Genomic DNA, 26691 nt, shown 5'->3' on the forward strand with positions numbered 1-26691 from the left:
GCTTACTCGGCCTTTGCCGCGGCGTCCATGAAGGTCTTGAGGCGTTCGTCGTAGGGCGGATGTTTGAAGAACGCGGAGCCGGAGACGAGGACGTCCGCGCCTGCCGCCACCAGTTCCGGGGTGTTGTCCGGAGTCACGCCGCCGTCGATCTGGATGAGCGTCTCGGCGCCGTGGGCGGTGATCATTCCCTTGAGTTCGCGAAGCTTGTCCATGGTGAACGGGATGAACTTCTGACCGCCGAAGCCGGGGTTTACGGACATGAGCAGCACCATGTGCAGCTGCGGGATAAGGTACTTGATGACTTCCAGCGGAGTGTGCGGATTGAGCGAGACGGCCGGCTTGCATCCGGCGTCCACAATCTGGGCGCAGACGCGTTCCAGATGGGTGCAGGCCTCGGCGTGTACGCAGATGAGGTCGGCCCCGGCGCTGGCGAATTCTTCGATGTAGCGGCCCGGATCCTCGATCATCAGGTGGCAGTCGAAAAAGAGGTTGGAGCGTTTGCGCATGGCCTTGATGATGGGCGGGCCGAAGGTGATGTTGGGCACGAAGCTGCCGTCCATCACGTCGAGGTGGACCCATTCGAGCCCGGCGGCTTCGAGGGCTTCAAGTTCCGCCTGCATGTTGGCGAAGTCCGAGGAAAGCATGGACGGGGAGAGAATCATTGCACTTCTCCGTTTCTTGTAATGAGTAAGACCGTTGCCGCATCAGGCGCGGCAACGGTCTTGTAGTTCGTTTATTGCCGAAGGGCAACCCGTGGCGGAGCTGATCAGGCCTTGAGCTCCTCCACAAGCGTGCGGACTTCTGCGGCCAGGCGGGCCAGATCTGCCACGGCGGAGGCGGACTGCGACATGGCCTCGTCCATCTCGGAGGCCTGCTCGTCCACGTTGGCCACGGTGCGCGTCACTTCCTCGCTGGTGGCGGACTGCTCCTCGGCGGCGGTGGCGATGTTGCGCACCCGGTCGTCCGTGGTGGCGACGATGCCCACGATGGAGGAAAGAGCCTCGCCCGCGTTGTCCGCCAGCTCCGTGGCCTGTCCGACGGCGGTGACGGCTTCGCGGATGGCGGTGGCGTTCTGCTCCGCGCCGGAGCGGATGGAGGAAACCGCGGTTTCCACCTCGCCGGTGGCCTGCATGGTCTTTTCCGCCAGCTTGCGGACTTCGTCCGCGACCACTGCGAATCCGCGTCCGGCCTCGCCCGCGCGGGCAGCCTCGATGGCCGCGTTGAGCGCCAGCAGGTTTGTCTGGTCCGCGATGTCGTTAATGACGTTCATTATGTCGCCGATGTTCTCGACCTTGACGCCGAGGTCCTTGATGGAGCTGTCCATGGCGTCGGCCCGGTGCTGCACTTCCTGAATGGCGCTGACCACCTGCTTGACCACCTGCCCGCCGTCAGTGGCGTGCTGGTTGGCGTTGGCGGCGTTCTCGGCGGCGTCGGAAGCGTTGCGGGCGATTTCGATGACCGTGGAGCTCATCTGCTCCATGGCGCTGGCTGCTTCCGCACTCATGGACTTCTGGTTGGCGGCCCCGCGCTTGATCTGTTCCATCTGCACGGTGAGCTGCTCGGCTGCTGAGGAGAGGTTCGAAACGATCTCCTCGGCGCGGTCGGCGGACTCCATCATGCGCTTCTGGGCGTCCTTGATGGAGGTCTGGTCCATGATGATCTTGAACGCGCCCACGACCTTGCCGCGCTCGTCGTGAATGGGCGTGCCGATGTATTCGATGTCCATGCGTCCGGCGTCGGGACGGGCTTCGGTGTTGGCACGTGAAACCTCGTCGCCGTTGATGGCCTTGAGGCAGGCGCAGTCCTCGGTGTTGCAGTCGGTGGTCCGGAAGTGCTCGAAGCATTTGGAACCAACCAGGGCGTCGGGTTCGGCCTCGCCCTGCTGTGCGCCGAGCTTGTTTATGTAAATGATGTTCTTGTCGGTATCCACGGCCATGACCGGAAGCGGCAGGTCGTCCAGCAGGCCGATCAGGGTGTCGGCCATGCCGTTGGCGTTCTCGATCATCTCGGCATACGCGCCTTGGAACTTGGCCTCGTCGCCTCTCGTGTTCAGGCGACCCTCACGGATATTCTCGGCCACATGCTCGAAGTCGCCCAGCACCTGCTTGAGGTTTTGTGGGATGTGGCTGATGGCGGTTGCGATGCGGCCTATCTCGTCGCCCCGGTGGACGTCCAGTTCGGCGTTGAGGTCGCCTTCGGCCACGGACTGGGCAAACCGTTCAGCCTTGCGAAGGGAGCGGGAGACGGACAGCGCGAAGAACAGCGAGGCCAGAAGCGAGATGCCTGCCGCGATGGCGGCCATGACGCCCATGCCGACCAGTGCGGCGGATTCGGCCTTGTTGGCGCTCTCGACTGCTTCGGCCTTGGCCGGGGCGATGAATTTGGAGATCAAGGAGTCCACGGCGTCGGTGGCTGCCTGCGAATTGTCATTGATCTGCTTGCGAATAACGACTTCCTGCTTGCTGATTTCAGTCAGCTTGTCGAGGTTCTTCTTGAGCCCCTTGAGGATGTCGCCAATCTGTTTGGCGGTCTGTTCCAGTTCCTTGTTTCCAGCCACCGCATCCTCCCACTCGAAGAGGCCGCTGCCTGCCATGGCGAGGTCGTTCTCGATGGCGTTGAGCAGCTTGGGGTCGGAGGAGTAGACGTATTCATGAATACCGGCCACGGCCTTGCTCACCGGCCCGGCGATCTTTTCTTCGAGAATCACCTGCATGTTGTACCAGCGGACCACGGCCTCCATGTCGCCATCGGCCTGGCTGAACTGCCTTTCGGGGGAGATTACCATGGTCACCGACTGGCGCAGCTTCTTGGAAAGGCTCTGCGCAAGGGTGTCGGTATATCCGAGGGTCTTCTTGCGCTCTCGGACGAGGTTCCGGTAGTCGGCCATGGCGCTTTCGATGGCCTTGATGCGCTTGGCCACCGGCCGGCCCTGCTCAAGCAGCTCCGGGTGGCCCTTCACGGACTCGGCCCATCTGCTGAACCCGCCCCGCGCCTTGCTCATGGCCCGCGCGTACTGAATGTAGTTGGGCTGGTTCGGGCTGTGCATGTAGATATGAATCTTGTTGTTTGCTTTCAGAAGATTCATGACCACGCGCTGCTGCATGGTGCTGTCGATTTCGGTCCAGTTGCTGTAGATGGTCAGCTCCTGCCCCACGGAACTGATGCCCCTGTACCCGGCGAAAATGATCAGTGCGGCTGCTGCGAGAGTGATGCAGGCAAGCGCCAGCTGCTTGCCCAGCATACTGATTTTGTTGAACACGAGAACCTCCTGCGTGAGCGTCTTGAAGGTTTGCCGCTACCACAAGATGCTCGGTTCGTCACATGGTTGTCGCACAAAATTGTATACGAATATCTGATATCGACTGACCGCGTGCACTAAAAAAGGGAACCGTTTGAACGGTTCCCTTTGCATAGCAGGGCCATGTCGGTGGAGAATCATTTCTCCATTTGAAAGTCGACCTTGATTTTGAACATTTTTTCGGCAGGAAGATTCAATATCTTGATTCCTGTTTTTTCCGTGATTTCCGCTAGAATCGCTTCCACCGCGTCCATGTCCGGGGCGATGAGGGCGAACCAGACGTTGAACTCGTTTTCGCGAAGATAGTTATGGGTGACGCCGTCATGCCGGTTCACCTCGGCGACGAACTCGTCCATTTTTTCTTCGGGGACGCTCGCGGCGCACAAGGTGGACTGCCAGCCAAGCTGCTTGGATTGGAAGTTGGCCCCCATGCGGCGAATGAGTCCGGAATCCTTGAGCGCGCGAACGCGGGCAAGGGTTTCGCCTTCGGTCAACCCCACCTGATCCCCGATCTCCTGATATGGCCGGGAGGTGAGGGGAAAATAGGACTGAATGATGTTCAGGATTTCCTTGTCGTAGCTGTCCATCATTCCCCCTTGGGCTTTTTCTTGGGCTGGTGGGAGCACAGGGGTTCGGCCTCAAGGTAGCTGCCCTTCATGGTCTGGGCCCGGGCCCGGCAGCCGCCGCAGACGCGCTCGTACTCGCAGTGGCCGCATTTGCCTTCGTAAACTTCGGGGTTGCGCAGGTTCCTGAAGTGGGGCGTGTTGCGCCACAGTTCCGGGAACGGGGTCTCCAGCACGTTCCCGCAGTCCAGTTCCAGATAGCCGCAGGGCTGCACCTGCCCGCGATGGGATATGAAGCAGAAGCCCACGCCGCCGAGACACCCGCGGCTCACCGCGTCCAGCCCGAAGTTCTCGAAGGTCACCGGAACGCCTTCCTCCTTGGCCCGCTGACGCAGGATGCGGTGGTAGTGCGGCGCGCAGGTGGCCTTGAGCTGCATGTTGGTGGTCTTGCGGAAGTCGTAGAACCAGTTGAGCACTTCCTCGTATTCCTCGGCGGTGATCACCTGTGCGCCGAGCTCCTCGGCGCGTCCGGTGGGAACCAGCAGGAAGATGTGCCACGCGGCGGCTCCAAGGTCGTCGCAGAGGTGGAAGATGTCCTTGAAGAACGGGAGATTGTCACGGGTGACGGTGGTATTGAGCTGGAACTCGATGCCCGCGTCCTTCAGGTACTGGATGCCCTGCATGGCCTTGTCGAACGCGCCGATCTCGCCGCGAAACTCGTCGTGCTGGGCGGCGGTGGGCGCGTCGATGGAGATGGAGCAGCGCTCGATGCCCGCTTCCTTCATCTTCGCGGCGGTCTCCGGGGTTATCAGCGTGCCGTTGGGCGCCATGACGCAGCGCAGGCCCTTGCTCTTGGCGTAGGCGATGAGCTCGTACACGTCGTGGCGCATCATGGGTTCGCCGCCGGTGAAGATGATGATGGGGTTGCCCACCTCGGGGAAGGTGTCGATCAGCGCCTTGGCCTGCTCGGTGGACAGCTCTCCCTCGTAGGGCTCCACATGCGCCTCGGCCCGGCAGTGCTTGCAGGCGAGGTTGCAGGAACGGGTGACTTCCCATGCCACGAGGCGGCAGACCGGGCTGCCGTCCTCGAGTGTCATCTTCGGTTTGGTCTCGGCTCCGGGATGGCCCTTGCCGTGCGGGTGTCCGCCGGGATGGCCTCCGGGGTGCCCTTCGGGCGGGCAGCCTTTGTTTCCGTGCATATCGTTACCCGTTGAGGAGCCTCAGGGCGTCCTCGGTGAAGTAGGTCAGAATCAGTTCGGCCCCGGCGCGCTTGAAGGAGACCAGCGACTCCATCATGACCGCGTCGCCGTCCATCCAGCCGTTCTGCGCGGCGGCCTTGATCATGCTGTACTCCCCGCTGACCTGATAGGCGGCCACGGGAGCGTCGAAGTTCTCGCGCAGGGAGCGGATGACGTCCAGATAGGGCAGGCCGGGTTTGACCATGAGGATGTCCGCGCCTTCCGCGATGTCGGCCTCGGCCTCGCGAAGGGCTTCGCGCCGGTTGGCCGGGTCCATCTGGTAGCTCTTGCGGTCGCCGCTGGTGGGGCTGTTTTCCGCAGCTTCGCGGAACGGACCGTAAAAGGCCGAAGCGTACTTGACCGCGTAGCTCATAATGGGCGTGTTCACGAACCCGGCCTCGTCCAGCGTGTCGCGGATGGCGGCAACGCGGCCGTCCATCATGTCGGACGGGGCCACAATGTCGGCCCCTGCGCGAACCTGCGAGAGCGCGGTCTGCGCCAGCAGGTCGAGGGTGGGGTCGTTGAGCACTTCGCCGGAGGGGCTGAGCAGGCCGCAGTGCCCGTGGGAGGTGAACTCGCACAGGCAGGTATCCGCGGCCACGATCAGGTCCGGATAGGCGTCCTTGAGCATGCGGATGGACTCCTGCACGATGCCCTCGTCCGCATAGGCCTGTGAGCCTTTGGGGTCCTTTTCGGCGGGGATGCCGAAGAGGATGCAGCTCTTCATGCCCATGGCCACGGCCTCGCCCACGCGCTTTTTCAGCTGCTTCATGGAGAGTTGGTGCTGGCCGGGCATGGAACCGATGGGTTTGCAAAAGTCCTCGTCGTCGGTTTCGACGACGAAGTAGGGCATCATCAGGTCCTGCGGGCGTACTTCGTTTTCGCGCACCAGCTCCCGCATGGAGGCGGAGGTGCGCAGCCTGCGGCCGCGATGGAAGTCGAGAAACGACATGGTTGCTCCCTTGCTACAGCGGTTCGCCGGAGATTTCCTCGTCGGTGAGGTAGCATGCCGGGTCCTGCGCCCAGAAGTCGTCGTAGTAGGCTTCGGCGCGGGCGCGGAAGTTGCCGCCGCAGATGTTCAGGAAGCGGCACTGGGCACAGCGACCCTTCACATGCGGACGCTTGTCCTTCATCTTGTGCAGCAGCTCGATGTTGCTGTCGGTCCAGATCTCGGAGAACGGGCGTTCCAGCACGTTGCCGAAGGTGTGGTGACGCATGAACTGGTCCGCGTGCACCTTGCCGTCCCAGGAGATGCAGCCGATGCCGCGTCCCGAGGAGTTGCCCTCGTTCCACTTGAGCAGTTCCAGGACTTCCTTGGCGCGCTCGGGGTTTTCCTTGAGCAGTCGGAAGTAGACGTAGGGTCCGTCGGCGTGGTTGTCCACGGTGAGGACTTCCTTCTCCTTGCCCTTTTCGAACAGGGCGCGGGTCTCGTCCATGATCAGGTCCACGATGTCGCGGGTCTCCTGATGGGAGAGGTCTTCCTTGATGAGCTCGGAACCGCGTCCGGAGTAGACGAGGTGATAGAAACAGATGCGGGGGATCTCCATGTCTTCCAGCAGGCGGAAGAGGTGGGGAACCTCGGGGGCGTTCCACTTGTTGATGGTGAAACGCAGGCCGACCTTGAGGCCTTCGGCCTGACAGTTTTCGACGCCCTTGAGGGCCTGCTTGTAGGAGCCCTTCACGCCGCGGAACTTGTCGTGCACTTCTTCGGCGCCGTCAAGGGAGATGCCCACGTAGGAGAGGCCGACTTCCTTGAGTTCCTTGGCTTTTTTCTTGGTGATGAGGGTGCCGTTGGTGGAAATGACGGCGCGCATGCCTTTTTCGGTGGCGTAGCTGGCCAGTTCCGGCAGGTCTTCGCGAACCAGCGGTTCGCCGCCGGAGAAGAGCATGACCGGAGCGCCGAACTGCGCGAGGTCGTCGATGATTTCCTTGCCCTTGTCGGTGTCGATGGGGTCCTTGTGCTCGCTGGGATCCACGGCCTGTGCGTAACAGTGCACGCACTTGAGGTTGCACCGCTGGGTCATGTTCCAGACCACGACGGGCTTCTTGTCCTCGGCGAACTGGAGGAGGTGGGAGGGGAGCTTGCCGGACTCGCGACCGTAGCGCAGTGCGTCCGAAGGCTCCACGGTACCACAGTATAGTTTCGAAATGCCGATCATATGTTCGTTCCTCGGTATTGAAAGGTGTGCGGTTGGCGTATCACAAATGCGGACGGGCGAAAACCCGAAAAAAGAAGGGATGGAACCGGTGTCCACCCCTTTGGCCCGCCCCCGTACTATGTAGGGATGCGGGACTTCAAGTCAAGAATCATTCCTATTCCGCCATGCGGACTTCCACGCGTCGGTTCTGCATCCGGCCCTGTTCGGTCTCGTTGTCCGCGATGGGGCGTGATTCCCCGTAGCCGACGGTTTCGATGAGCTTGGGCGGTATTGCGTGTTTCATGACCAGATACTTTTTCACGGCGTCCGCTCGCCGGGCGGAGAGGTCGAGGTTGTACCGCTGGCTGGCGCTGGAATCGGTGTGTCCGGCGACGATGATGGGCTTGCCTTTCAGCTCCGGGGATTTCAGCGCCCGGGCCAGCTCGTCCAGAAGCGGATAGGATTCAGGACGGATGGTGGCCTTGTCCAGATCGAATCGGATGTCGAGGTTTACGCCGGGCACATCCTTTCCGGACTGTGTCAGGTCGCGCTCCATGGTCGAATCCTCGCCGCCCCGCGACTGGACTCCGGGGGTGTCCGGGCTGTCACCCGTGCTTCCCGAAGTGTCCCCGGAATCGCGGGGAGAGCTGCCGGAGGGGGCATTGGAATCGGCGCCCCGTGATGTCGCGCTCGGCGGGGTGGTCAGAGCGGTGACGATCTGCCCCTTGTTTCCGGCAAAGGAGTAAGGCCTTGCGTCAGGGTCCGGCAGCCACGACTTGACGGGCACGGACATGTCTCCGGCGATGTCGGTGACCAGCCGGAAGAACGGGCTTTCCGTCATCCGCGTTTTGTAGCGGAAGTAGATCCAGTCCTCCTCCATGCGCTCTTCGATGCGGCCTGACTGCGCCATGCTGAACAGCAGAATGCCGGTCTCCACGTTGTAGATGTTCACCTGAAGCGTCATGGCGGTATCGTCCAGCGTGGAACCTGCATAGAAATACGGGATGAAGCCGAGGATCAGCAGGTCGGCGCCGCGCCTGCGCGCTTCGGCCAGTGAGCGGCGCTTGTTGTAGTAGGTGAGCTGCGGGTCCATCTCCAGCGTGGTGAAGAGGCGGCGCCTGAGCCATTCGTTCTGGAAAATCTGCCCGAACGTGCGGCCGAGATGTTTGTGGTCCGGCGTGGGTTGCTGAACGTGAAAGGGATAGAACAGCGCGGTAAGGGGCTTGCGGCTTTTGGCCTTGGGAGCCACTGCCACCACGAGATCGGAGCGCCGGGTCTCGGCGTCGGTGTATACCTCGGTCTGGTCGGTCAGGCTCGGGTCTACATAGGCGCACGCTCCAAGCAGGAGCAGCATCGAAAGCAGTAATATTCGTTTCATGGCGGTACCGGAGTTCGGGTTCGCGATTCAGCGCGCCGGTTTCTTGACGGCGCGGCCTCGGTCGCCCCGTTTGAAGCAAGTATCGTACCGTGAAAGAGTTACTGCAACCGCTCGGTCGGAGTGGGCGCCTTGTCGATGGATTCGAGGAGCTGTTCCTTGGATTGGATCAGTCCCTGCCTGAGCAGGATGCGTTTGCCCGTGGAGAGCTTGCGGAATTCGGGCTTGCCGGCGAGCTCTTCGAGACGGGCCATCTCGGCACGGACGTTCTCAATGAGTTCGTGCAGTTCGGGTGAGGCGGGGGAGACCTGCGAGGCGAGGCGTGCGAGTTCGCCCACCTCGCTGGCCATGGCCCTGATGTTCTTCGGGGCCACCTCCCTTGCGAGTGCGCGGCGGGCCTTGAAATCCCCCCACCAGTTCTTCAGCCTGTCGAATACGGCCATGCTCCTCCTAGACCGTGGGCATGTAGCTCATGGAGAAAAACACGAGGACCATCATCACCAGCACCGGCAGCACGATGGTCAGTCCGGCTTTCAGGTACGTTGTCCTGTGCAGGTGCTTCCAGGCAATGATAACGAGCACCATGAACCATGAAGAGGAGGCGATGAGGCTTCCCTGCTGCACGAGGGTGTTGACCTCGGGGATCAGACCCAGCAGCAGGGGCGGCGTTGAATAGGCCACGGCCCGGAACGTGCCCTCGAAGCCTCCGTTGGCGGCGCGCAGTATGGAGAGCACCGCGTGATAGAGCCATGCCGCGGCGAACAGGGCCACAGCCCCGGCCACGGGAGAGAGCAGCAGCACGAGGCCCATCTGCATCCCGAGGCTGTCGGTCATGAACTCGGCGGTCTGGCCGTTGAGCTGCGGGGGCGGAACGAGCCCGGCGTAAATATAAATGGAATTGAACAGGTCGTGAATGAGGATGATGAGCAGGGCGAAGACCAGCGGCCTTCCGATGCCGCCACCGATGGGCATGAAATCGAAGAACATGCGCGGGGCAAGGACGATACGCTTGATGGTCTCGAAGAGGCCGGGGAAGAAGCCGAAGCGTTCGAGGTCCTCGAAAGGCGGTTTAACCACCGGGACCTCTTCCTCCTGAGCGGCCTGTTCCGCCTGCTCTGCCTGCGCCCGCTCCTCGCGCTTGCGGGCCCAGTCCGGCAGCGGCGCGTCGTCGTATCCGGCGGGGGACTGCTTTTCGCCCTCCTCCCGACGACGCTCCTCCGGCGGCGTCATGACGCCGAGCTTGTCCCAGAGCTCCTCGCCCTTGTCTTTGGAGGGATCGTCCAGTCCGGGCAGCAGATCCTCGGATGTCGGAGGATCGGCGGGCGCTTCGGAGTCAGCCTTTTCAGGCTTTGTGGCAGCGGAGTCGTCCTGCGTGGCCTGCGGTTCGCCGGGGGCTTCCTCCGAAGAGGGGGCCGCAGGTTCCTGTCCGACGGCTTCGGGTTGGAAGTCGAACTCGTCGTCGATTTCACGAAACTTGAATTTGGTCTTGCATTTCGGGCAGGTCGCGGTCTGGGCGCGCGCGGGAATCTTGTCCAGATTTACTTCACGCTCGAATTTGCATTCCGGGCAGGTGATGATCATTATGAAAATCCTGTATTGGCTGTAATTTTCAGGTTTGCCGATTTCTACCGGGAAACACCCCGGGAATCAAGGCCGCAATGCGTGCAGGAATCATCCGGGATTGCGACGCAGGCGAAGCAGTGAAGGGCCGCCGGAAAGCCGCCCGTGCGACAGCGTCGGGTAGTCCTCGTTGAGCGTATGGCTCAGGCTGCCGCCGGAGGCCGAGTCGAAGCGGGCCAGCTTCTCCCGGATGCGCGAGTCGTCCTTGCGGATGCGGCTTTCGTGCATGATGGGCAAGTTCAGCAAAATGGCGGCGGGGCCGTCAAGCCCTTCCACCCGTTCGTGCACCGGACGCACGAAGCGTGTTCCTTCGCGGCGGAAAAGGCGCATCTGCAGGTCGGGCCACAGGCCGTACCCCACTTTGCAGCGGGTTTCGTCCGGAAACAGGGTGCGCCGGGGAAACCACACGGCCTGAAAATCCGAAGCAGCCAGTTTTGCCACCTCGTCCCACGCGCCGCGTGGAAGGGTCTCGTCCGCATCCAGATACAGCACCGATTCGCCCCGACATGCCTCCAGCATCCGGTTCCGCTGCGAGGCAAAATCGTCGAGCGGGCTGGCGAGGTGTCTCACAGGACAGGCGCAGGGAAACCGGGTGCCGGGCGGCTGCTCCGCGTCCCAGACCACCACGAGTTCCTCCAGCCAAGACGGGAACTGCGCAAAAAAACGATCGAGGCCTTCGTCCTGCGGGTGCAGGATGGCCCCGGCCGAAAGCGATGGATTCGCGTGTGTCTGCGGATACGCTTCCGGTCTGGCGGCGGCGGTGATGCGCCGAAGCGCTTCGAGTTCGTCGCGTTTTGCTCCCTTGCCGATCTCCGGGTTCAGCATGAGGCAGGCTTCATCCGGTCGCAGGTCGGCCATATGGAGCAGCAGAAGAATCGCCCAGACCGACGTGTCGGCGAGCAGGACGGTGCGACCGCTGTCGTCAAACAAGTCGGAGTGATTGTCGCGGGCGTTCCGGGCTGCCTCGGGGGAGGTCTCGCAGACCGCCAGCACGGCTTCCGGGGGAAGCGTCGCGTCCAGCTCGCCGGCAAGCTGGCCGGAGCCGAACCCGAACAGGATCAGGACCGGGGAGGGGACGCGGGTGAAAGCCTTGAGGCAACGCTGGGCATGGCGGGCCGTGTCGGATGCCGGAATGGCCGGGCCGGGCTCCTCCTGCAGATGAAAGGCCAGGACGGCGTCGGTGTATCGTCGTATGAGCGGTAGGTTCACGCTTCCTCCACGGCTGCAAGGACTTCTTCATACACGGCTTCGAGTCTTCGGGTCACGGTCTGCCTGCGGTACAGCCTTGCGGCCTTGTCGCGTCCGGCCTGACCCATGGCGCGGGCGCGGTCGGGGTGGGCGAATAGCCACTCCAGCGCCGCGCCGTATTCTGCGGCGTTGCGGGCGACGATTCCGGTGACGCCGTCGTCGACGAGCTCCAGCTGGGCGTTGTCTCGCTCGCCCTGTGCCGGATGGGTGACAACGGGCAGCCCGCAGGCCATGGCCTCGGCGATGACGAGCCCGAAGGATTCCCCTGTGTCGTTGGCGTGGGCCAGCACCGAAGCCTTGTCAAGGAAGGACGCGATTTCATCATCGGTCTCCACCGGGTCGTGAAAGACGATGTTGGCTTCCAGCCCGAGCTTGCGCACGAAGTCGCGCGCTTCTTCAATGGCTCCGATGACATGATAGCGGAAGTCGGGCACCCGTTCCACCAGCGCTGGGAGAAAGGTCAGGGCCAGCGCGCTCCATTTTCCCGGGTCGGGCCGGGAGATGCGCGCTGCGGCAGGGAGGGAAAAGTCGCGCTCGGATCGTGCCGCGGATTCGAAACAATCGGTGTCCACTGGATTGTAGAGGAAGTCGTAGCGGGGCGGATTTGGCGGAATCCCGTTGAGCCGGTGAAAGCGGTCGAGGCAGAAGCGGGAAACGAAAAGGGTGCGGGAGATGACGCGTGCCTCCGGGCTGGGATCATGCCTGCCGAAGACGTTGGTTTCGATGACGGCAGGCGTTCCGGCCGTGCGGAACGGTTTGAGGCTGCCGGGTTCAGGCCAGCCCGCGCGGTGAATATGCGCTATGTGGGGGCGAAAGCGTTCCAGCGTCCGGAACAGGTCCGTGCCGATATGCGTGGGTATGCCCTTTTCCCTGAGCATGGCTGCGCGAACTCCGTCCACGGGGCTGTGAACGGCGACCTCGAAGCGGTCGGAGTCGAGCGTCTCGGCAAAGGTCTGCATGACCTTCTCCGTGCCGCCGATTCCGAGCGACCCTGCGCAGTGCAGGACTTTGATTCTTTCTGAGGACATGGGGGGAACGTGACACATGGCGGGGCGGAAGTAAATTGCCCCGGATAAAACGGGGACCGGCTTGTTGCCGGTCCCCGTTGGTGCGGTCTATCGGTTGGCGTTGCTGTAGGCGCTGTTGGCCCTGCTCTTGGCCGCGTTGACCTGCGGCTTGGGTGAAACCGGGCGCAGCTGCGGTCCGCCGGGCTGTCCGGGGCGCATGGTCCCGGGATATCCGTTGGGCGGCGTGGAGGGCGTCGGCTGCTGCTTCTGTTCCTGAGCGGGCTGCTGGCCCTGCTGCGCTGTCTGCTGTTCCGCCGGTTTCTGCGTTTCGGGCCGGGGAACGGCCTGAGGAGCAGCGGGGGCGGCTGGCTGCGTCGCAGCGGTGCCGTTTTTCTTCTGCGCCTCGGGGATGATCTGTTCATAGGCCGAGCGGATGCTGTCCAACATCTTGATGACGTTTTCGATTTTCTCCACGTCGAGCTTGATGTTGGCCTGCGTCAGCTCGTTGGTGCAGAACATGTAGATCCCGGCGAGGTTCTGGCTGATCTCGCCGCCTTTTTCCTTGTTGAGGCTCTCGGTGAGCTCATGGATGATGGACAGGGCCCGTGAAATGAGAATCCCCTTCTTGGCGTAGTCCTTCTTCTCTATTTCGACCTTGGCCTGCCTGAGAAACTTGATGCATGCCTCGTAAAGCATGAGCAGCAGTTGTCCCTGTGAGGTGGTTTCCACCTGTACCGCGAGGTATGCCTTTGCCGGATTGGCCATGTGCTGCGCTCCTTACCGTGAAGGTCGTCTTTTTCTTATCCCGCAAGCTGCGCGAGCTGACTGCTCAGCGCCTGCTGTTGGTTGTTCAGTTCTCCAAGAAGGGCGTCGAGACGGGCGTATTTGTTCCTGAGCATGCGCTCCTTGCGGGCGATGCGCTCGTTTTCCCGTTCGATCTTCTTGTCGATGCCCTCCATGATGTCCCCGTAGTTCTCCTTGAGAATTGCGAGGGTTCCGCCTTCATGAGTGGCGTGGTTGTAGGGCTTGGTCAGTTCGGTGAGTTCGTCCACCATTTCGCCGACCTTGCCCTGTCTGATGGCGACTTCGCCCGTGATGGTGCCCACCGTGGACTGGTCGTTGAGGGTGACGGCCAGACCCTTGGGGTCGCCCGACGTACAGGTGATGGTCCAGCCGGAGATGCTGCACGGCTCGCCGCCAATGGTGGCGCTCGAGATGCCGCCGCCGCTGGTGACGACCTCCACCTCGTATGTTCCGGGCTGAGTCGTGTCGAGCTGCGAATCGAAAGTGAAATCCGAAGAAAGGGACGTCCCCTCGTTGTCCGCGGCGAAAAGTCTGGCGACCGCCTCGGGATTGTTGTCAAGCGCGTAGTCCAGCGTGAACTTCTGCTTGTCCGGATCGTCCGTGGTCTCCTCGATGGTCAGCATGCCGAACGTCGGCGAGCTTTCGTCCGTGTCGGTGGTGATGCCGATCTGACCCAGCGCGGAGTAGAAATCGCCGCTTCCGGTATCAGGATCGTAATACTGGAACCCGAGGCCCTTCGAGGCAGTGATGTTCTTCAGGTTCTGGTTGATCATCTCCACGCCGTAGTTACCCGTGAGGATGGACCCCTTTACCTCGTCGTCGCCGCCCGACGAGTCGACCTTGGTCAACGCCATGATCATGGTTCGCACTTCGTTGATCTTGTCGACGACGGTGCGCACGTTCTCCTTGATCTTCTCGGTGTCGGTGTTGACGCCGATGGTGACCGTGGTTGACGGGTCGGCCTGCTTGAGGTTCAGCGAAATGCCTTCGATGACATCGCTGACGGTGTTGCTGGATCGCTCGATCCATGTGCCGTCGTTTGGGTAGCCGTCCACGCGTATCTTGGCGTTGGACGCCCCCTGCGTCTCGTCGAAGTCCCCCGCCGCGAAGACGATGCTGCCGGTGTTGGAAATTATGACCTGATTGTCCGCGCCGAGGTCGCGCCCAGTGATCTGCAGATGGTAGTTCGTCCCGTCGTAGACCGTGGAGGCCCGGATGTGCTGCTGCGATTCCGGGTGGGTGTTGATGATGTTGACCAGGGTCTCGAGGTTTGTGCCGGCGGAAATATTGCTGATGGTGTGGCTGGTGCCGGCGTAGGAGAACGTGAAGTCGCTGTCCGCGGTGACCACGGAGTCGGAGAGCGCTCCGACGCCCGAGGTGGTGATGAGCACGTCGTTTGTCGCCAGATTGCCCACCACGACGGAGTGGCTGGCCTCTTGCGCGTCCGAAGTGGCTGTGGCGGTGAGGATGGTGCTGTTGGAGCTGCTGACGTTCTTGGACAGGAACTCGTTCATGGTGTCCAGCGAGGTGAGCGTGGACCTGAGCGAGACCATCTTGGAGTTGAGCTCGTCGAACTGCTCGACCTTGGCTTCCCAGCTGGATCGCCATTGCTCAAGACTGGTGACACGACGCTTCTCGATCTTCATGAGCCCGTCGATGAGCTCATTGAAGTCGGTGCCGTTGCCGAGTCCGGCGAAGTTTATCTCTCCAGAAAGGTAGTCAGACATTGAGGCGTCCTCGTGGGGAAAAAATTTCCTTTTTCGATGGTTCGCCCGTCATTTTGCAAGGTCGGTGCCATCTAAAGACGAGGGCCGGACAACCTCTCGGTGCCCGGCCCCTTGAGTCGTCTTTAGGCTGCGACTGCCGTCATCGTTAGCCGATGAGGGACAGGGCCATCTGCGGCAGGCTGTTGGCCTGAGACAGCATGGACACGCCGGCCTGGGTCAGGATCTGGTTCCTTGTGAAGCGGGTCATTTCGTTTGCCACATCCACGTCGGAAATCTGGGATTCTGCGGCCTGGGTGTTCTCGGCCTGGATACCCAGAACCGAAACGGTGTTCTCGAGCCTGTTCTGGAGCGCACCGAGGTTTGCACGAATCTTGTCCTTGGAGATGATCGAGTCGTTCAGCTGGTCCAGAGACTCCTGCGCGAGCTGCTGGGTGGAGATCGACTTACCGGCGGAAGTGGTGGCGCCGAGGCCGACACCCAGAGCGGATGCGGTGGAAGTGCCGATGGACACGTAGTAGTAGTCCTCGGCGCAGTCGTTACCGGTACCGAAGTGAACCTTCATGGGGCCGGTGGACTTGAGGTCGGAGCCGCTGTGGTCGCTGTTCTCACCGGACATGGCACCGTTGAGCAGGTAGATGCCGTTGAAGTCGGTGGAGCTGGCGATACGGGTGATTTCCGAAGCCATGGCCTGATATTCGGAGTCGATAATCAGACGCTGGTCGGAGTTGTAGGTACCCGTGGATGCCTGCTGTGCGAGTTCCTTCATGCGGATGAGCTTTTCGTCGATGACGCCGAGGGCGCCGTCAGCGGTCTGGATCATGGATATCGCGTCGTTGGCGTTGCGGATACCCTGGTTCAGGGAAGAGATTTCCGCACGCATGAGTTCGCGAACCGCAAGGCCTGCTGCGTCGTCCGCCGCGGTTCCGATGCGAAGACCGGAAGACAGGCGCCTGGTGGATTCAGACAGAGACCCGAAGGAGTCCGACAGGTTACGTGCTGCATTCATTGCAGACATGTTGTGATTGATAACGAGAGACATGGTTTCCTCCTTGAAACTGTTAGGCTTCCTTGCCTATGGATAACCGCGTTGGCCGATCCGTTACGGTTTTCCACGTCCTGTTGCTTGCCTCATCGTCCTTCGCCGGGAAAACTTTAGGCTGATTTATGTTTTTTTATTCAGGAGTATTTGCCGCGAATGGCGGGGCGTTGCGGGCGGCGCACAGGGGAGTGCAGGGAGGCTGGCGGCGTTTTTTTCAGGAAAACGTACGCCGCATGACGGAAACCAGCTCAGTCAGGCGGTGCCGGTAGGTGTGCCGGGCGAGTATCCTTTTGCGGGCGGCCGCAGCCACGGCGCGGCGTTCTCCCGTATCGGAAAGAAACCGCCGGATCAGGTCGGGAATCTCCCCGGGCGAGGTGTAGGCGGCGCACTCGGTGTCGGGGTCGAAGAGGGTTTCGAGCTGCCTGCGGCTGTCCGTGAGCAGGAAACCGCCGCTGGCCGGAACGTCGAAGACCCGTTGGTTCACCGCCCCTTTCATCTGAAGGCTGGTGCAGTTCAGGTTGACCTTCGAGCAGCGGTAGAAGCCGGGCAGGTCCTCGTAGTAGTCCAGTCGCGGGAGGTGTTGCCAGCCGGAGTCCGGGAGCGCCTCGCCCCAGCCTTCGTCACCGGCGATGTGCGGGTGGAACGGGAGCGTCTGCCGGACGCACTCCTGCCGATAGCGACGGGTGGCTTCGAAGGTGAGCAGGGACTCGTATGCCTGCGCGCTCGCCATGTCGCGCACGCCGTCGAGCAGGCTGGCCAGTTCGGGGCGTACCTCGCGCAGATACGATGAAGGCGTGCCATGACCGGACTCGCCGAATTCCCGGGCAAGTCTCTGCCAGTCTTCAAGCAACTGGGCGGGGACGCGGGCAGCGTCCAGAAATCCCGAGATCTTGCCCTGCATGGAGTTGCCGACAAAGGAAACGTCGGCGGTCCATTCGTTCCGGCACGGACCGTCGTCCGGGGTGAAGAGCGTCTCGTCCGTCCCGAGGGGCAGCCAGTGGACGTTCTGATAGCCCAGCTTCCGCATCTGCTCCAAAGAATCCTCGTCGTAGCTGAACAGCGTGACACGGTCGGAACTCAGCCGTGGATACCTGTAAAGGATAAGGTAGGGGTTATCCACGAACCACGATGCCAGGGGCAGGTTCAACCGCTCCAGCAGTTCCATGAGCCGCCCCTCGCGGTCCAGCCCGAAGTGGTTCACGGTCAGGGCGAAATCCGGCTTGAACTTGACGGTGGCGGCCAGCAGTTCCCTGATGAACGCATCGCTGCCCCGACCGCCCTTGGGCGTGTCCACGGTGCGGTATGGTAATTCGAGCCGATCCAGCGTCCGGACTATCTCCCGGTTGAGGAAATAGTCTGTTTCGAAGAACAGGATTCTGGGTTTTGCGTTTTGGAATCTGGGATATCGCACAGCCTCCCAGAAGTCGGTGGTGGGCGATTTTTCCAGTTCCGTGCCCAGCGCGGCGTAGAAACCGCCGCGGAGCCTTTTGTGGAAGGGGAGGATGACCGGCTTGAGCCTGCCGCCGTGCGTACGAGCCCAGTCGCGAAGGGATGCGATGATCTCGCTCGCCGAGTTTCCTTTCGGAATGAAGAGCGGAGACTCGGCGGAAGGAGACACGCCCGCGGCATCCAGCAGCGGTGCCTCAAGGTCCACCAGTGCCACCGGGCGGTCCTGCGAAAGCAATGCGTCCAGATTGAGGCCGAGGCCCGCGCCGAGCAGCACCGGCAAAGCATCGTCTTCAAGCTCGCCGAGCAGGGCGGCCTCACGGTCCGGACCGTTTCGGCCCCAGACGTGGCGCTTCTTGCCGTCCACCACGGCCACGATATCCGAGAGAGTGCTGCCGTCGCGGATCGGAGAGGCGGACTGGACTGCGGGTTCGGCTGGTATCATGGAAGCTCAGTACCCCGGAGCACTGTCGGGCGCAAGTCCCTGCAACGGGTTGCTATCCGTTCCAGTCGCCTTTTTCCTCGATGCGTATGTACTTTTGGAAGGCGTAGAAGGCCCCGGCGCAGGCGTTGATGAACCCGGCGCGGCCGTCGAGGAAGCCTTTCTTGAGCGCGTACAGCTTGAAGAATCGGCCCAGTCCGTGGGTGACGGCCGGCCCTACGCCGCCACGTCTGCCCTTGGCGCGCAGATCTTCGGCTCCCTTCTGGGCGTAGTAGTTGATCTTGTCCAGATGGTCGAAAAAATTGCGGTAGCTGTAATGGAGAATGTCCCCGTCAAGGTTGCGCGTGGGGCCTTCGGGCCTGAAGTGATAATGGGCGCCGCTGGCGGAGAGGGTTATGCGGTCCTTGTCGAAGACGCGCAGCAGCCGGTCCGGATACCAGCCGGAGTGCTTCATGAAGCGGTCGAAGTACCATGTGCTGCGAGATGTGTAGAACCCTGCGTGCTCACCCGGGGCGGCAAGGGCGGCCTCAATGGAGCCGCGCAGTTCGTCGGTGATGACCTCGTCCTGATCGAGGCTGACGATCCACTCGGTGTCGATGTTCGAGAAGGCGAACCGGAACTGTTCCACCGGGCCGGGCCAGGGGTTCACCAGAACCCGCGCGCCGCAGGATTCGGCAATTTCCACGGTGCGGTCGGTGCTTTCGGAGTCCACTACCAGCACTTCGTCGCAGAACGCCAGCGAACGCAGGCAGCGTTCCAGCAGCCGTTCGCCGTTGAGGGTCAAAACCAGTCCGGTCACTCGCATCGTTGTTTTATCCTCCTGAAAGATTGCGCGGCATCCTATACTTTTCGCGCAGCGCGGTCCATGCTTGGGTGCCGGGGGTTTTGCGGCGGCAGAAATTGGAAAAACGGCCTTGACGACAGGAATGTGGCGGTAGAAGGTCCCCGTTGCCGCAGACGGGGTGCACTGAAAACTGCACGGGGGCGGGGGATCGGACCCCGGTGACCTCATGCCTGCATCCCTGTCGATTCTCGTCGAAACGAAACAAGGATATATCACATGAACGAAAAACAGCCGAACGGACTTGCTCTGGCCCCGCTGGGCCTCTTCCTCGTCATCTTCATCGGAACCGGAGCCGTGCTCTCCGCCGGGGGAACGGAGATGGCCTTCTACCAGCTCTCCGCCACCGTCGCCATCCTGCCCGCCATCGTCTGGGCGCTGGGCATGGGGCGCGGCAGGCTCGACGACCGCATCAACATATTCATTCGCGGCATGGGTGATTCCAACATCATCACCATGTGCGTCATATATTTGCTGGCAGGCGCGTTTGCCGCCACTGCCAAGGCCATCGGGGGCGTGGAATCCACCGTGGCGCTAGGGCTGTCCGTCATCCCGGCCTCCATGGTCCTGCCGGGGCTGTTCGCGGTGGCCGCGTTCATCGCGACGGCCATGGGTACCTCCATGGGCACCATCGCCGCCATCGCGCCCATCGCCGTGGGCGTGGCGGAAAATTCGGACCTCGGTCCCGCGCTGCTCGTGGGAACCGTTGTGGGCGGCGCCATGTTCGGGGACAACCTCTCCATGATCTCGGACACCACCATCGCCGCCACCCGCACGCAGGGGTGCGCCATGGCGGACAAGTTCCGGATGAACTTCAAGCTGGCCCTGCCCGCGGCCGTGGGGACCATGCTCCTGCTGTACTTCCTCGGCTCCAGCGGAACCGTGGCCGCGCAGGAGTCCTACAGCCTGCTGAAGGTGCTGCCCTACATCGCCATTCTGGTCATGGCGGTCTCCGGCATCAACGTCTTCGTGGTGCTGGCCTCGGGCATCGCCCTGTGCGGCGTCGTGGGACTCGCCACCATGCCGGACTTCTCCGTCCTGAGCTTTTCACAGGACATCTACAACGGCTTCAAGGGGATGCAGGAGATTCTGGTCCTGTCGCTGCTCATCGGCGGCCTCGGTGAGCTGATCCGCTTCCACGGCGGCATCGACTGGGTCATCCGGGCGATTCAGCGCATGGCCTCCAAGGAAGGGCGGTCCGCCAAGCGTTCCGGAGAAATCTCCATCGGCGCGCTCTCCGCCGTCGCCGACCTGTGCACGGCAAACAACACCGTCGCCATCATCCTGACCGGGAAGATGGCCAAGGGCATCGCCGAGCAGAACGGCGTGGACCCGCGCCGCAGCGCATCGCTGCTGGATATCTTCTCCTGCGTGGTGCAGGGGCTGATCCCCTACGGCGCGCAGATTCTGCTGGCAGGCTCCATCGCCAAGCTCTCGCCCGTGGCCGTGGTGGGCAACATGTACTACTGCTTCGCGCTGGCAGGCATGGCGCTCATCGGCATCCTGACAGGCTTCCCGGCGCCGCCGAAGAAGCCCGTGGAAAGCGACTAGATTCTGAATTCGCCGTTCTCATAGATGAGCACCGGTTCGCCGGTGCTCGTCGAGGCAATAACACGCTTGGGTTCGGTGTTCACCAGATCCCAGTGGATGTTGGATGAATTGAACCCGAGCGCGGTCTCAAGTTCGGGCGTGAGCGCCTCGGGCGGGCCGTCGAAACATTCGATGAGCGAGCCGCCCAGCGCGATGTGGCAGTTGCCGTACTCTCCGGCGAAGTTTTCGTCCAGCAGGGTGTGGGCCATGAACGTGTCCACCCTCGAAAGGCGTTTGTCGGTGAGCGAGAACTCGCCGACCTTTCTCGCGCCCGCGTCGGCGTAAAGTTCCCGCTGCAGGAACGTTTCGCCCATCAGCGCGGTGACGCGGGTGGTGATGCCGTCGTTGAACTCCAGCGTGGCGCCGTGCACCAGATGCCCGGACCGGACGCTTGGCTGGTTGGCGAAGAAGACCCCCTCGACGGCCCGACAGTCCGGAGCGACGTAGATTTCGCTCCCGGGCACGTTGTGTCCGGTGAATCCCACGAAACGTCTGTTGTCCCCGAGCTTCACCTTCAGGTCGATGTTGGCGGACTCCACCCGCAGGGAGCGAATCTCCAGCGACTGGAGCCATTCGATGATCACCTGCTGCCGTTTGGCGATGCGCTTCCACTCCTTGAGCGGGGAGGGCATGTTCAGCCAGCAGGCCCGCTTGAGCTGCGTGGCGTACTCTTCCAGCTCGATCCCGGCTGCGTCGGCAAGGGCCTTGGTGGGATAGACGCAGGTGGTCCAGCCCAGCGTCCCCGCGTTTTTGCGGCGTTCCAGAATCGCCTTGAGCGGTGCTTCCGCCTTGCGGGCCTCGGCCATCACCAGCGGATCGGCGGCCTGCAGGTGATTGAGCGCCTCAGGAGCGAGGATGTTGATGCCCGCAGCGGCTCGCGCGTACAGCTCCTCGAAGCCCGGCGGCTGGAACGTGAGCTGGGCGAAGCTCGAGTTGAGGTACTTCTCCACTTCCATGATCGGCGTGGGGCGCATCAGCGGGACCGGGCGCAGGTGCTTGTCAGTCAGCAGCGAATACAGCGCCTCGCAGAGCGCGAGCCCGTTATGGTCGAAGCGGATCAGCACCATGTCGCCGTTTTTCAGCGGCTTGTTGCGGGACTCGTTGACGGCCCAGAGCAGGACCTCGGCGTAGTCCTCGATCTCCTGCCGGGTGAAGAGGGTGGTTTTGTCGCTCATTTTTCAAGCATACGCCCTCGGCCCGGCGCGGGCAAGGCGTCAGGGCGCGTGGCGACGAATCCGATCGCAACACCCCGGTTTCGGATTTGGGCTGGAAATTCCGGGAAGTTCATGCTTTCATGCCCACCGCGCCCATACCCCTTGCGGTCAATGAAAAATGGGCGTATTTCCCCTACGGGACAAAGGAGAATTTTTGTGGAAGAATGCTTTGCCGTCCGGATGGACTCGGTTCACCGCTCGTTCATCCGGGAAATCCTGAAGGTCACCGCCGATCCCTCCATTATTTCGTTTGCCGGGGGGCTCCCCAACCCCGCAATGTTCCCGGTGGGAGCCATGGCAGAAGCCGCCGGGCGGGTCCTCGGCGGCACCACCGGCGCGGCATCGCTACAGTACTCCACCACCGAAGGGGACCCCGTCCTGCGCCGGTTCATCGCGGATCGCTACGCAAGGCGCGGCGTGGAGGTCGATCCCGACGACATCGTCATCACCACCGGCTCCCAGCAGTGTCTCGACATGGCCGGCAAGGTCTTTCTTGACAAGGGAGACACCGTGGTCATCGAGCGCCCCGGCTACCTCGGCGCCATCCAGTCTTTCTCTGTCTACGAACCCAACTTCGTGACCGTGGCCCTTCAGGACGACGGGCCGGACCTTGAAGAGCTTGAGCGGGCTTTTGCGGCCGGGGCCAAGATGTTCTATGCGGTGCCCAACTTCCAGAATCCTTCCGGCGTGAGCTACAGCGCGGAGAAGCGCGCCGCCGTGGCCGAGCTGCTGGATCGCTACGGTGTCGTTTTCGTGGAGGACGACCCGTACGGTGAGCTGCGGTTCATGGGCGAGCACCTGCCGCCGGTATATTCCTACCGAAAGAAGCCCGGACTGCTCAACGGATCCTTCTCCAAGATCGCCGCGCCCGGATTTCGCCTCGGCTGGGTGGTGGCGCCCGGCCCGGTGCGCGACAAGCTCGTTGTCGCCAAGCAGGCCACGGACCTGCATACCAGCACGCTTGCCCAATCCATCATGCGTGCCTATCTGGAAGAGAACGAAATCGACGACCACGTGGAGGCCATCCGGGAGACCTATGGCAGGCATCGAGAGGTCATGGTCGAGAAGATTCGCGAATATTTCCCGGCCCGTGTGCGCTGCACCGAGCCGGAGGGAGGGATGTTTCTCTGGGCGACGCTGCCCGAGGGGTGCTCCTCCATGGCGCTGTTTGACAGCGCCATCAGACGCAAGGTGGCATTTGTCCCCGGCGCCCCGTTCTATGCGGACGGCGGCGGCGACAATACGCTGCGCCTGAATTTCTCCAACGCCGACCCCGAACGCATCGGGGAGGGCATCGCCCGGCTGGGCGAGAGTATCCGGGAGTTCCTGGATTGATTACCGAACCGTTAAAACGGATGGAGCAGATATGTCCCAACATGTAGTCGTCATCGGCGCGGTGGCCCTCGGCCCCAAGGCCGCCTGCCGCTTCAAGAGGCTTGAACCCGGTTCCCGCGTGACCATGCTCGACGAGAGCGACGTCATCTCTTACGGCGGGTGCGGCATCCCCTACTACGTCTCCGGCGAAGTGGCGGACGAGCAGGAGCTGCGCACCACCAGCTTCCACATGGTCCGCGACGTGCAGTTCTTCAAAGACGTGAAGGGCGTTGACGTCATGCCCCGCACTCGCGCCGTGGAAATAGACCGCGACGCGAAGAAGGTCAGGTACGAGAATCTGGCGACCGGGGAGTCCGGCGAACTGGAATACGACCAGCTCGTGATCGCCACCGGGGCCACCCCGCGCAAACTGAATCTGCCGGGCGAAGACCTCAAGGGCGTGCACTACGTTTCCAACCCCCACGACGCCGTGGCCATCAAGGAAGCCATCGCCAGGGGTGAGGTCAATAACGCGGTGGTGGTCGGCGCCGGATTCATCGGCCTTGAAATGGCCGAGGCGTTCACTGACCTCTGGGGCGTCGACACCACGGTCTTCGAAATCTTCGATCAGGTCATGCCGCGTCTGGTGAGTCCGGAAATGGCCCGCATGACGCAGGAGCACATGGAAGAGCAGGGGGTGCAGTTCCACCTCGGCGAGACCGTCAAGGCGCTGGAGGGCGACGGCCGCGTTCAGCGCGTGGTGACCGACAAGCGTACCGTGGAGGCCGAATGCGTCATCATCTCCGTTGGTGTCATCCCCAACGACGGTCTTGCGCGTGACGCGGGTCTGGAGTGCAACGAGCGCGGCGGCATCGTGGTGGACGAGACCATGCGTACCACCGATCCGGCGATTTTTTCCGGCGGCGACTGCGTGGTGGTGAAGAACATCGTCACCGGTCAGCCCGCCTTCCTGCCGCTGGGCTCCATGGCCAACAGGCAGGGGCGCGTCGTGGGCGATAACCTCGCAGGCGGAGCCTCGAAATTCGACGGCGTGCTCGGCTCCTTCGTGGTCAAAACCTTCGAGACCTCGCTGGCAGGCACCGGGCTGAGTCTTGAAAGCGCCAAGGCCGCGGGCTTCGACGCCGCCAGCGTGCTGCTGGTCTCGCTTGACAGGGCGCACTTCTACCCCAGCAAGGACCTCATGACCCTTGAACTGGTCTACGAGAAAGGCACCCGCAAGGTGCTCGGCATTCAGGGCTTCGGCAACGCCGGGGACGCCATGGTCGGCCGGATCAACGCCGTGGCCGGGGCCATGAAGTTCGGCCTGACCATAGACGAACTCTCCACCATGGAGCTGGCATACGCCCCGCCGTTCTCCTCGGCCATGGACGTCCTCAATTCCGTTGCGAACATGGCGGACAACGCCGAGCGCGGCCTGAACCGCGGCGTGGGGCCGGAAGGCTTCGAAAAGCTCTGGGAGCAGCGCGACTCCGGCGACTACTGTTTCCTCGACTGCCGTGAAGCACCTGATGCGGAGCCGTTCATGGAAAAGCACCCCGAGCACTGGTGCAACATTCCTCAGGGGGAAATATACAAGCGCTTCTCTGAAATCCCCGAGGACAAGACCGTCGTCCTCGTCTGCAACACCGGCGCCCGCGCCTATGAGGCGCAGGTCATGCTGGACCACAAGGGCGTCAAGGACGCGGTGACCATCCGGGGCGGCATGGCCGCACTCAAGAAGTGGGGAATGGACGTGTAACCTGCTCCACAAACGGTGGATTGTACGAAAATAAACAGCCCGGCGTTGTCACAGACGTCGGGCTGTGTTAGTTAGGTGATATTCGAATGTCTATTTCAGGCAACCGCCGGGGAGGAAGTGAATGCGTTTTCTCATTGTGGACGATGACGAGTCGATTCACCTGTATCTCAAGAACATTCTCAAGCCTTATGCCTCCTGCGATTCGGCGCTCTCCGGGGCCGAGGCGCTGTCCATGTTCCGCAAGGCCGCTGCTGAAGGCAGGCCTTACGAAGCGGTGTTCATGGATATACTCATGCCGGGCATGGACGGACACGAGGTGGCGGAACGGCTCAGGGAGGAAGAGACCAATGACGGTCCCAACGGCTTCAAGCTGGTGATGATAACGTCACTGGCGGACAGCAGAAACGTGAGCAAGGCATTTTTTGATACCTATGCAACCTGTTACATCGTCAAACCGTTCGACAAGGACGCGGTGTTGGACGAACTGTACGCCAACATGGTTATTTAGAAAAACCGAGAGGCACGCAAAAAAGTGAGAGCCGCCCCGTATGAGGGTGCGGCTCTTTGTTTTTATTGAGCTACTGCTTGTTCTGCGCCTTGTCGGCCATGGCGGCCATGCGGGAGCGGATGTAGTCGGCGGCGATGTCGCCCATCTCGTCGGTGCCGGACATTTCTCGTCCGTATTCGCGCAGGTCCTTGTCGATCTGTTCTTCCATGCGTTCGGACTCGAGGAACATGATGTAGGCCAGCAGCAGGGCCGCGTCGTTGTCCTGTGTCCCGTCGCAGAGGAGTTCCAGAGCGTCGCGCGGGGCTGTCTCCAGCAGTCGGTCGATGAACATGCCGATCCATTTGTCGTACAGGTTCTCCATGAGCGGCGGCACCATCTCGGCCACCTTCTCGGCGGTGACGTCTCCCGTCGCCGTGGCGGTGACGGTCATGAACTCCTGAAGCGCCTCCTTGCGGCGCGACTCGTCCTGCTCCTGCACCTTGTTCATGACCACGGTATGAATGTGTTCGCGAATCTGTTCTTCCGTCATGCGTAATCCCCCTGCGTGATGTGGTGTGGCAACGTATCGAAATGTCGAGGCGCGGGCAAGGGCGGTTGTTATGGCCGCCTGCGGCATGTATGGTTGACGATAAAACCTCCAAACAGGGAGCAGTTTCATGAAGATAGGTTTTCTCGGACTCGGCATCATGGGGAGCCGCATGGCGGCGAACCTGCTGGAGCGCGGACATGAGGTCAACGTCTGGAACCGCACCAGAGGTCCGGAGGCTCAGTTGGTGGGACGCGGGGCCCGGGCCGCGTCGTCGCCTGCCGATGCCGCGGAAGGTGTGGACTGCGTCGTGGCCATGCTCACCGGCCCCGATGCGGTGGATCAGGTCCTCTTCGGGGAAGGCGGCGTGGCGGATGAGCTGGAGGGAAAGCTGTTCGTTAACATGAGCACGGTATCGCCGGCCTATTCCCGCGGCCTGGCGCAGCGTTTGCGGGAGCGGGGCGTGCGGTTCATGGATGCTCCGGTGTCGGGCTCCAAAAAACCCGCCGAAGACGGCACGCTGGTCATTCTCGCGGGGGGTGACGAAGCGGACGTGTCGTCCATGGAGCCAGCCTTTGCCGCCATGGGACGCCGCACGGTTCACTGCGGCGATGCGGGGACGGGCTCCATGATGAAGATGAGCGTGAACCTGCTGCTCGGGGTCATGATGCAGGGGCTTTCCGAAATGCTCCATTTCGGAGAAAAGGGCGGCCTTGATCGCGAACAGATGCTGGATGTGGTCCTCGAGGGGCCTCTGTCCAACATCCTCTACCAGCTCAAGCGCGACATGTATCTCTCAGGCACGTATCCGCCGCAGTTCCCGCTCATGCACATGGACAAGGACCTGGGCTTCGTGCTTGAAACCGCTTTCGACACGGGCGCTGACATCCCGGCTTCGACCGCGGTGCGCTACCAGTACGAGCGCGCCCTGAAGGACGGATTCGGGGAAGAGGACTTCGCCGCCGTTATCAAGGCGCTCGGCAGATAGTGTTCC

The 26691-nt window shown here is 62.2% G+C and carries 23 protein-coding genes; 5 read left to right on the forward strand and 18 right to left on the reverse strand.

Annotation, left to right across the window (positions count from 1 at the left end; all coding sequences use genetic code 11):
- Positions 1-2: 2 nt before the first annotated feature.
- The 16 genes from rpe to BR24_RS01215 form a co-directional block, all read right to left on the reverse strand.
- Entirely contained in the window at positions 3-662 is a 660-nt protein-coding gene (rpe, locus tag BR24_RS01140; RefSeq protein ID WP_496539678.1) for a ribulose-phosphate 3-epimerase, read from the reverse strand.
- Positions 663-766: 104 nt separating this feature from the next.
- The gene (locus tag BR24_RS01145; protein ID WP_496539679.1) at positions 767-3259 is read right to left on the reverse strand and encodes a methyl-accepting chemotaxis protein; all 2493 of its coding nucleotides are present in this window, start codon (positions 3257-3259) and stop codon (positions 767-769) included.
- 176 nt (positions 3260-3435) lie between these two features.
- A complete protein-coding gene (gene ahbA / locus BR24_RS01150) occupies positions 3436-3885 on the reverse strand; it encodes a siroheme decarboxylase subunit alpha (protein ID WP_496539680.1) in 450 nt (149 codons plus the stop codon).
- Positions 3885-5060 carry a heme b synthase gene (ahbD, locus tag BR24_RS01155; protein WP_496539681.1) on the reverse strand — a complete coding sequence of 392 codons (1176 nt, stop codon included), beginning with the start codon at positions 5058-5060 and terminating at the stop codon, positions 3885-3887. Before ahbD ends, ahbA begins: the two co-directional genes overlap by 1 nt.
- A 4-nt stretch (positions 5061-5064) precedes the next feature.
- Complete coding sequence (hemB, locus tag BR24_RS01160; RefSeq protein ID WP_496539682.1) at positions 5065-6051, reverse strand: porphobilinogen synthase; 987 nt, start codon at positions 6049-6051, stop codon at positions 5065-5067.
- Positions 6052-6064: 13 nt separating this feature from the next.
- Positions 6065-7258, reverse strand: coding sequence for a 12,18-didecarboxysiroheme deacetylase (gene ahbC, locus BR24_RS01165; protein WP_496539683.1), 1194 nt, complete (start codon positions 7256-7258; stop codon positions 6065-6067).
- 154 nt (positions 7259-7412) lie between these two features.
- On the reverse strand, positions 7413-8615 hold the full coding sequence (locus BR24_RS01170) for an OmpA family protein (protein WP_496539684.1): 1203 nt from the start codon (positions 8613-8615) through the stop codon (positions 7413-7415).
- A gap of 98 nt (positions 8616-8713) precedes the next feature.
- Positions 8714-9055: a hypothetical protein gene (locus tag BR24_RS01175; RefSeq protein ID WP_496539685.1), complete on the reverse strand. Its 342-nt coding sequence runs from the start codon at positions 9053-9055 to the stop codon at positions 8714-8716.
- Positions 9056-9062: 7 nt separating this feature from the next.
- Positions 9063-10193 (reverse strand): zinc-ribbon domain-containing protein, encoded by a 1131-nt coding sequence (locus tag BR24_RS01180; protein ID WP_496539686.1) that lies wholly within the window; start codon positions 10191-10193, stop codon positions 9063-9065.
- A gap of 90 nt (positions 10194-10283) precedes the next feature.
- Positions 10284-11441, reverse strand: a complete 1158-nt coding sequence (locus BR24_RS01185) for a glycosyltransferase family protein (RefSeq protein WP_496539687.1) — start codon at positions 11439-11441, stop codon at positions 10284-10286.
- Positions 11438-12508 carry a glycosyltransferase family 4 protein gene (locus tag BR24_RS01190; RefSeq protein ID WP_496539688.1) on the reverse strand — a complete coding sequence of 357 codons (1071 nt, stop codon included), beginning with the start codon at positions 12506-12508 and terminating at the stop codon, positions 11438-11440. The genes BR24_RS01185 and BR24_RS01190 overlap by 4 nt, the downstream gene beginning before the upstream one ends.
- A gap of 87 nt (positions 12509-12595) precedes the next feature.
- Positions 12596-13252, reverse strand: a complete 657-nt coding sequence (fliS, locus tag BR24_RS01195) for a flagellar export chaperone FliS (RefSeq protein ID WP_496539689.1) — start codon at positions 13250-13252, stop codon at positions 12596-12598.
- A gap of 35 nt (positions 13253-13287) precedes the next feature.
- Positions 13288-15018 carry a flagellar filament capping protein FliD gene (fliD, locus tag BR24_RS01200; RefSeq protein ID WP_496539690.1) on the reverse strand — a complete coding sequence of 577 codons (1731 nt, stop codon included), beginning with the start codon at positions 15016-15018 and terminating at the stop codon, positions 13288-13290.
- Between the two features lie 145 nt (positions 15019-15163).
- Positions 15164-16057 carry a flagellin N-terminal helical domain-containing protein gene (locus BR24_RS01205; protein ID WP_496539691.1) on the reverse strand — a complete coding sequence of 298 codons (894 nt, stop codon included), beginning with the start codon at positions 16055-16057 and terminating at the stop codon, positions 15164-15166.
- A 214-nt stretch (positions 16058-16271) separates the two neighbouring features.
- Positions 16272-17948 carry a CgeB family protein gene (locus tag BR24_RS01210; RefSeq protein WP_496539692.1) on the reverse strand — a complete coding sequence of 559 codons (1677 nt, stop codon included), beginning with the start codon at positions 17946-17948 and terminating at the stop codon, positions 16272-16274.
- Positions 17949-18000: 52 nt separating this feature from the next.
- Positions 18001-18750: a glycosyltransferase family 2 protein gene (locus BR24_RS01215; RefSeq protein WP_496539693.1), complete on the reverse strand. Its 750-nt coding sequence runs from the start codon at positions 18748-18750 to the stop codon at positions 18001-18003.
- Between the two features lie 213 nt (positions 18751-18963).
- Here BR24_RS01215 and BR24_RS01220 point away from each other — a divergent pair, with 213 nt between their 5' ends.
- Positions 18964-20337, forward strand: a complete 1374-nt coding sequence (locus BR24_RS01220; protein WP_496539735.1) for a Na+/H+ antiporter NhaC family protein — start codon at positions 18964-18966, stop codon at positions 20335-20337.
- Here BR24_RS01220 and BR24_RS01225 read toward each other — a convergent pair.
- Positions 20334-21551: an aminopeptidase gene (locus BR24_RS01225; protein WP_496539694.1), complete on the reverse strand. Its 1218-nt coding sequence runs from the start codon at positions 21549-21551 to the stop codon at positions 20334-20336. The two genes, BR24_RS01220 and BR24_RS01225, sit on opposite strands and share 4 nt — an antisense overlap.
- Positions 21552-21701: 150 nt before the next feature.
- Between BR24_RS01225 and BR24_RS01230 the strand changes: the two genes are divergently transcribed.
- The 3 genes from BR24_RS01230 (at position 21702) to BR24_RS01240 (ending at position 25171) form a co-directional block, all read left to right on the forward strand.
- Positions 21702-22925: an aminotransferase-like domain-containing protein gene (locus BR24_RS01230; RefSeq protein WP_496539695.1), complete on the forward strand. Its 1224-nt coding sequence runs from the start codon at positions 21702-21704 to the stop codon at positions 22923-22925.
- A 31-nt stretch (positions 22926-22956) separates the two neighbouring features.
- Complete coding sequence (locus BR24_RS01235; protein WP_496539696.1) at positions 22957-24663, forward strand: FAD-dependent oxidoreductase; 1707 nt, start codon at positions 22957-22959, stop codon at positions 24661-24663.
- Between the two features lie 121 nt (positions 24664-24784).
- The gene (locus tag BR24_RS01240; RefSeq protein ID WP_496539697.1) at positions 24785-25171 is read left to right on the forward strand and encodes a response regulator; all 387 of its coding nucleotides are present in this window, start codon (positions 24785-24787) and stop codon (positions 25169-25171) included.
- 70 nt (positions 25172-25241) lie between these two features.
- On the opposite strand, the gene BR24_RS01245 is transcribed toward BR24_RS01240, so the two are convergent.
- Positions 25242-25700: a hypothetical protein gene (locus BR24_RS01245; RefSeq protein WP_496539698.1), complete on the reverse strand. Its 459-nt coding sequence runs from the start codon at positions 25698-25700 to the stop codon at positions 25242-25244.
- A gap of 127 nt (positions 25701-25827) precedes the next feature.
- Between BR24_RS01245 and BR24_RS01250 the strand changes: the two genes are divergently transcribed.
- Complete coding sequence (locus tag BR24_RS01250; RefSeq protein WP_496539699.1) at positions 25828-26685, forward strand: NAD(P)-dependent oxidoreductase; 858 nt, start codon at positions 25828-25830, stop codon at positions 26683-26685.
- Positions 26686-26691: the final 6 nt, after the last annotated feature.

The organism is Pseudodesulfovibrio halophilus DSM 5663 (assembly GCF_059568665.1).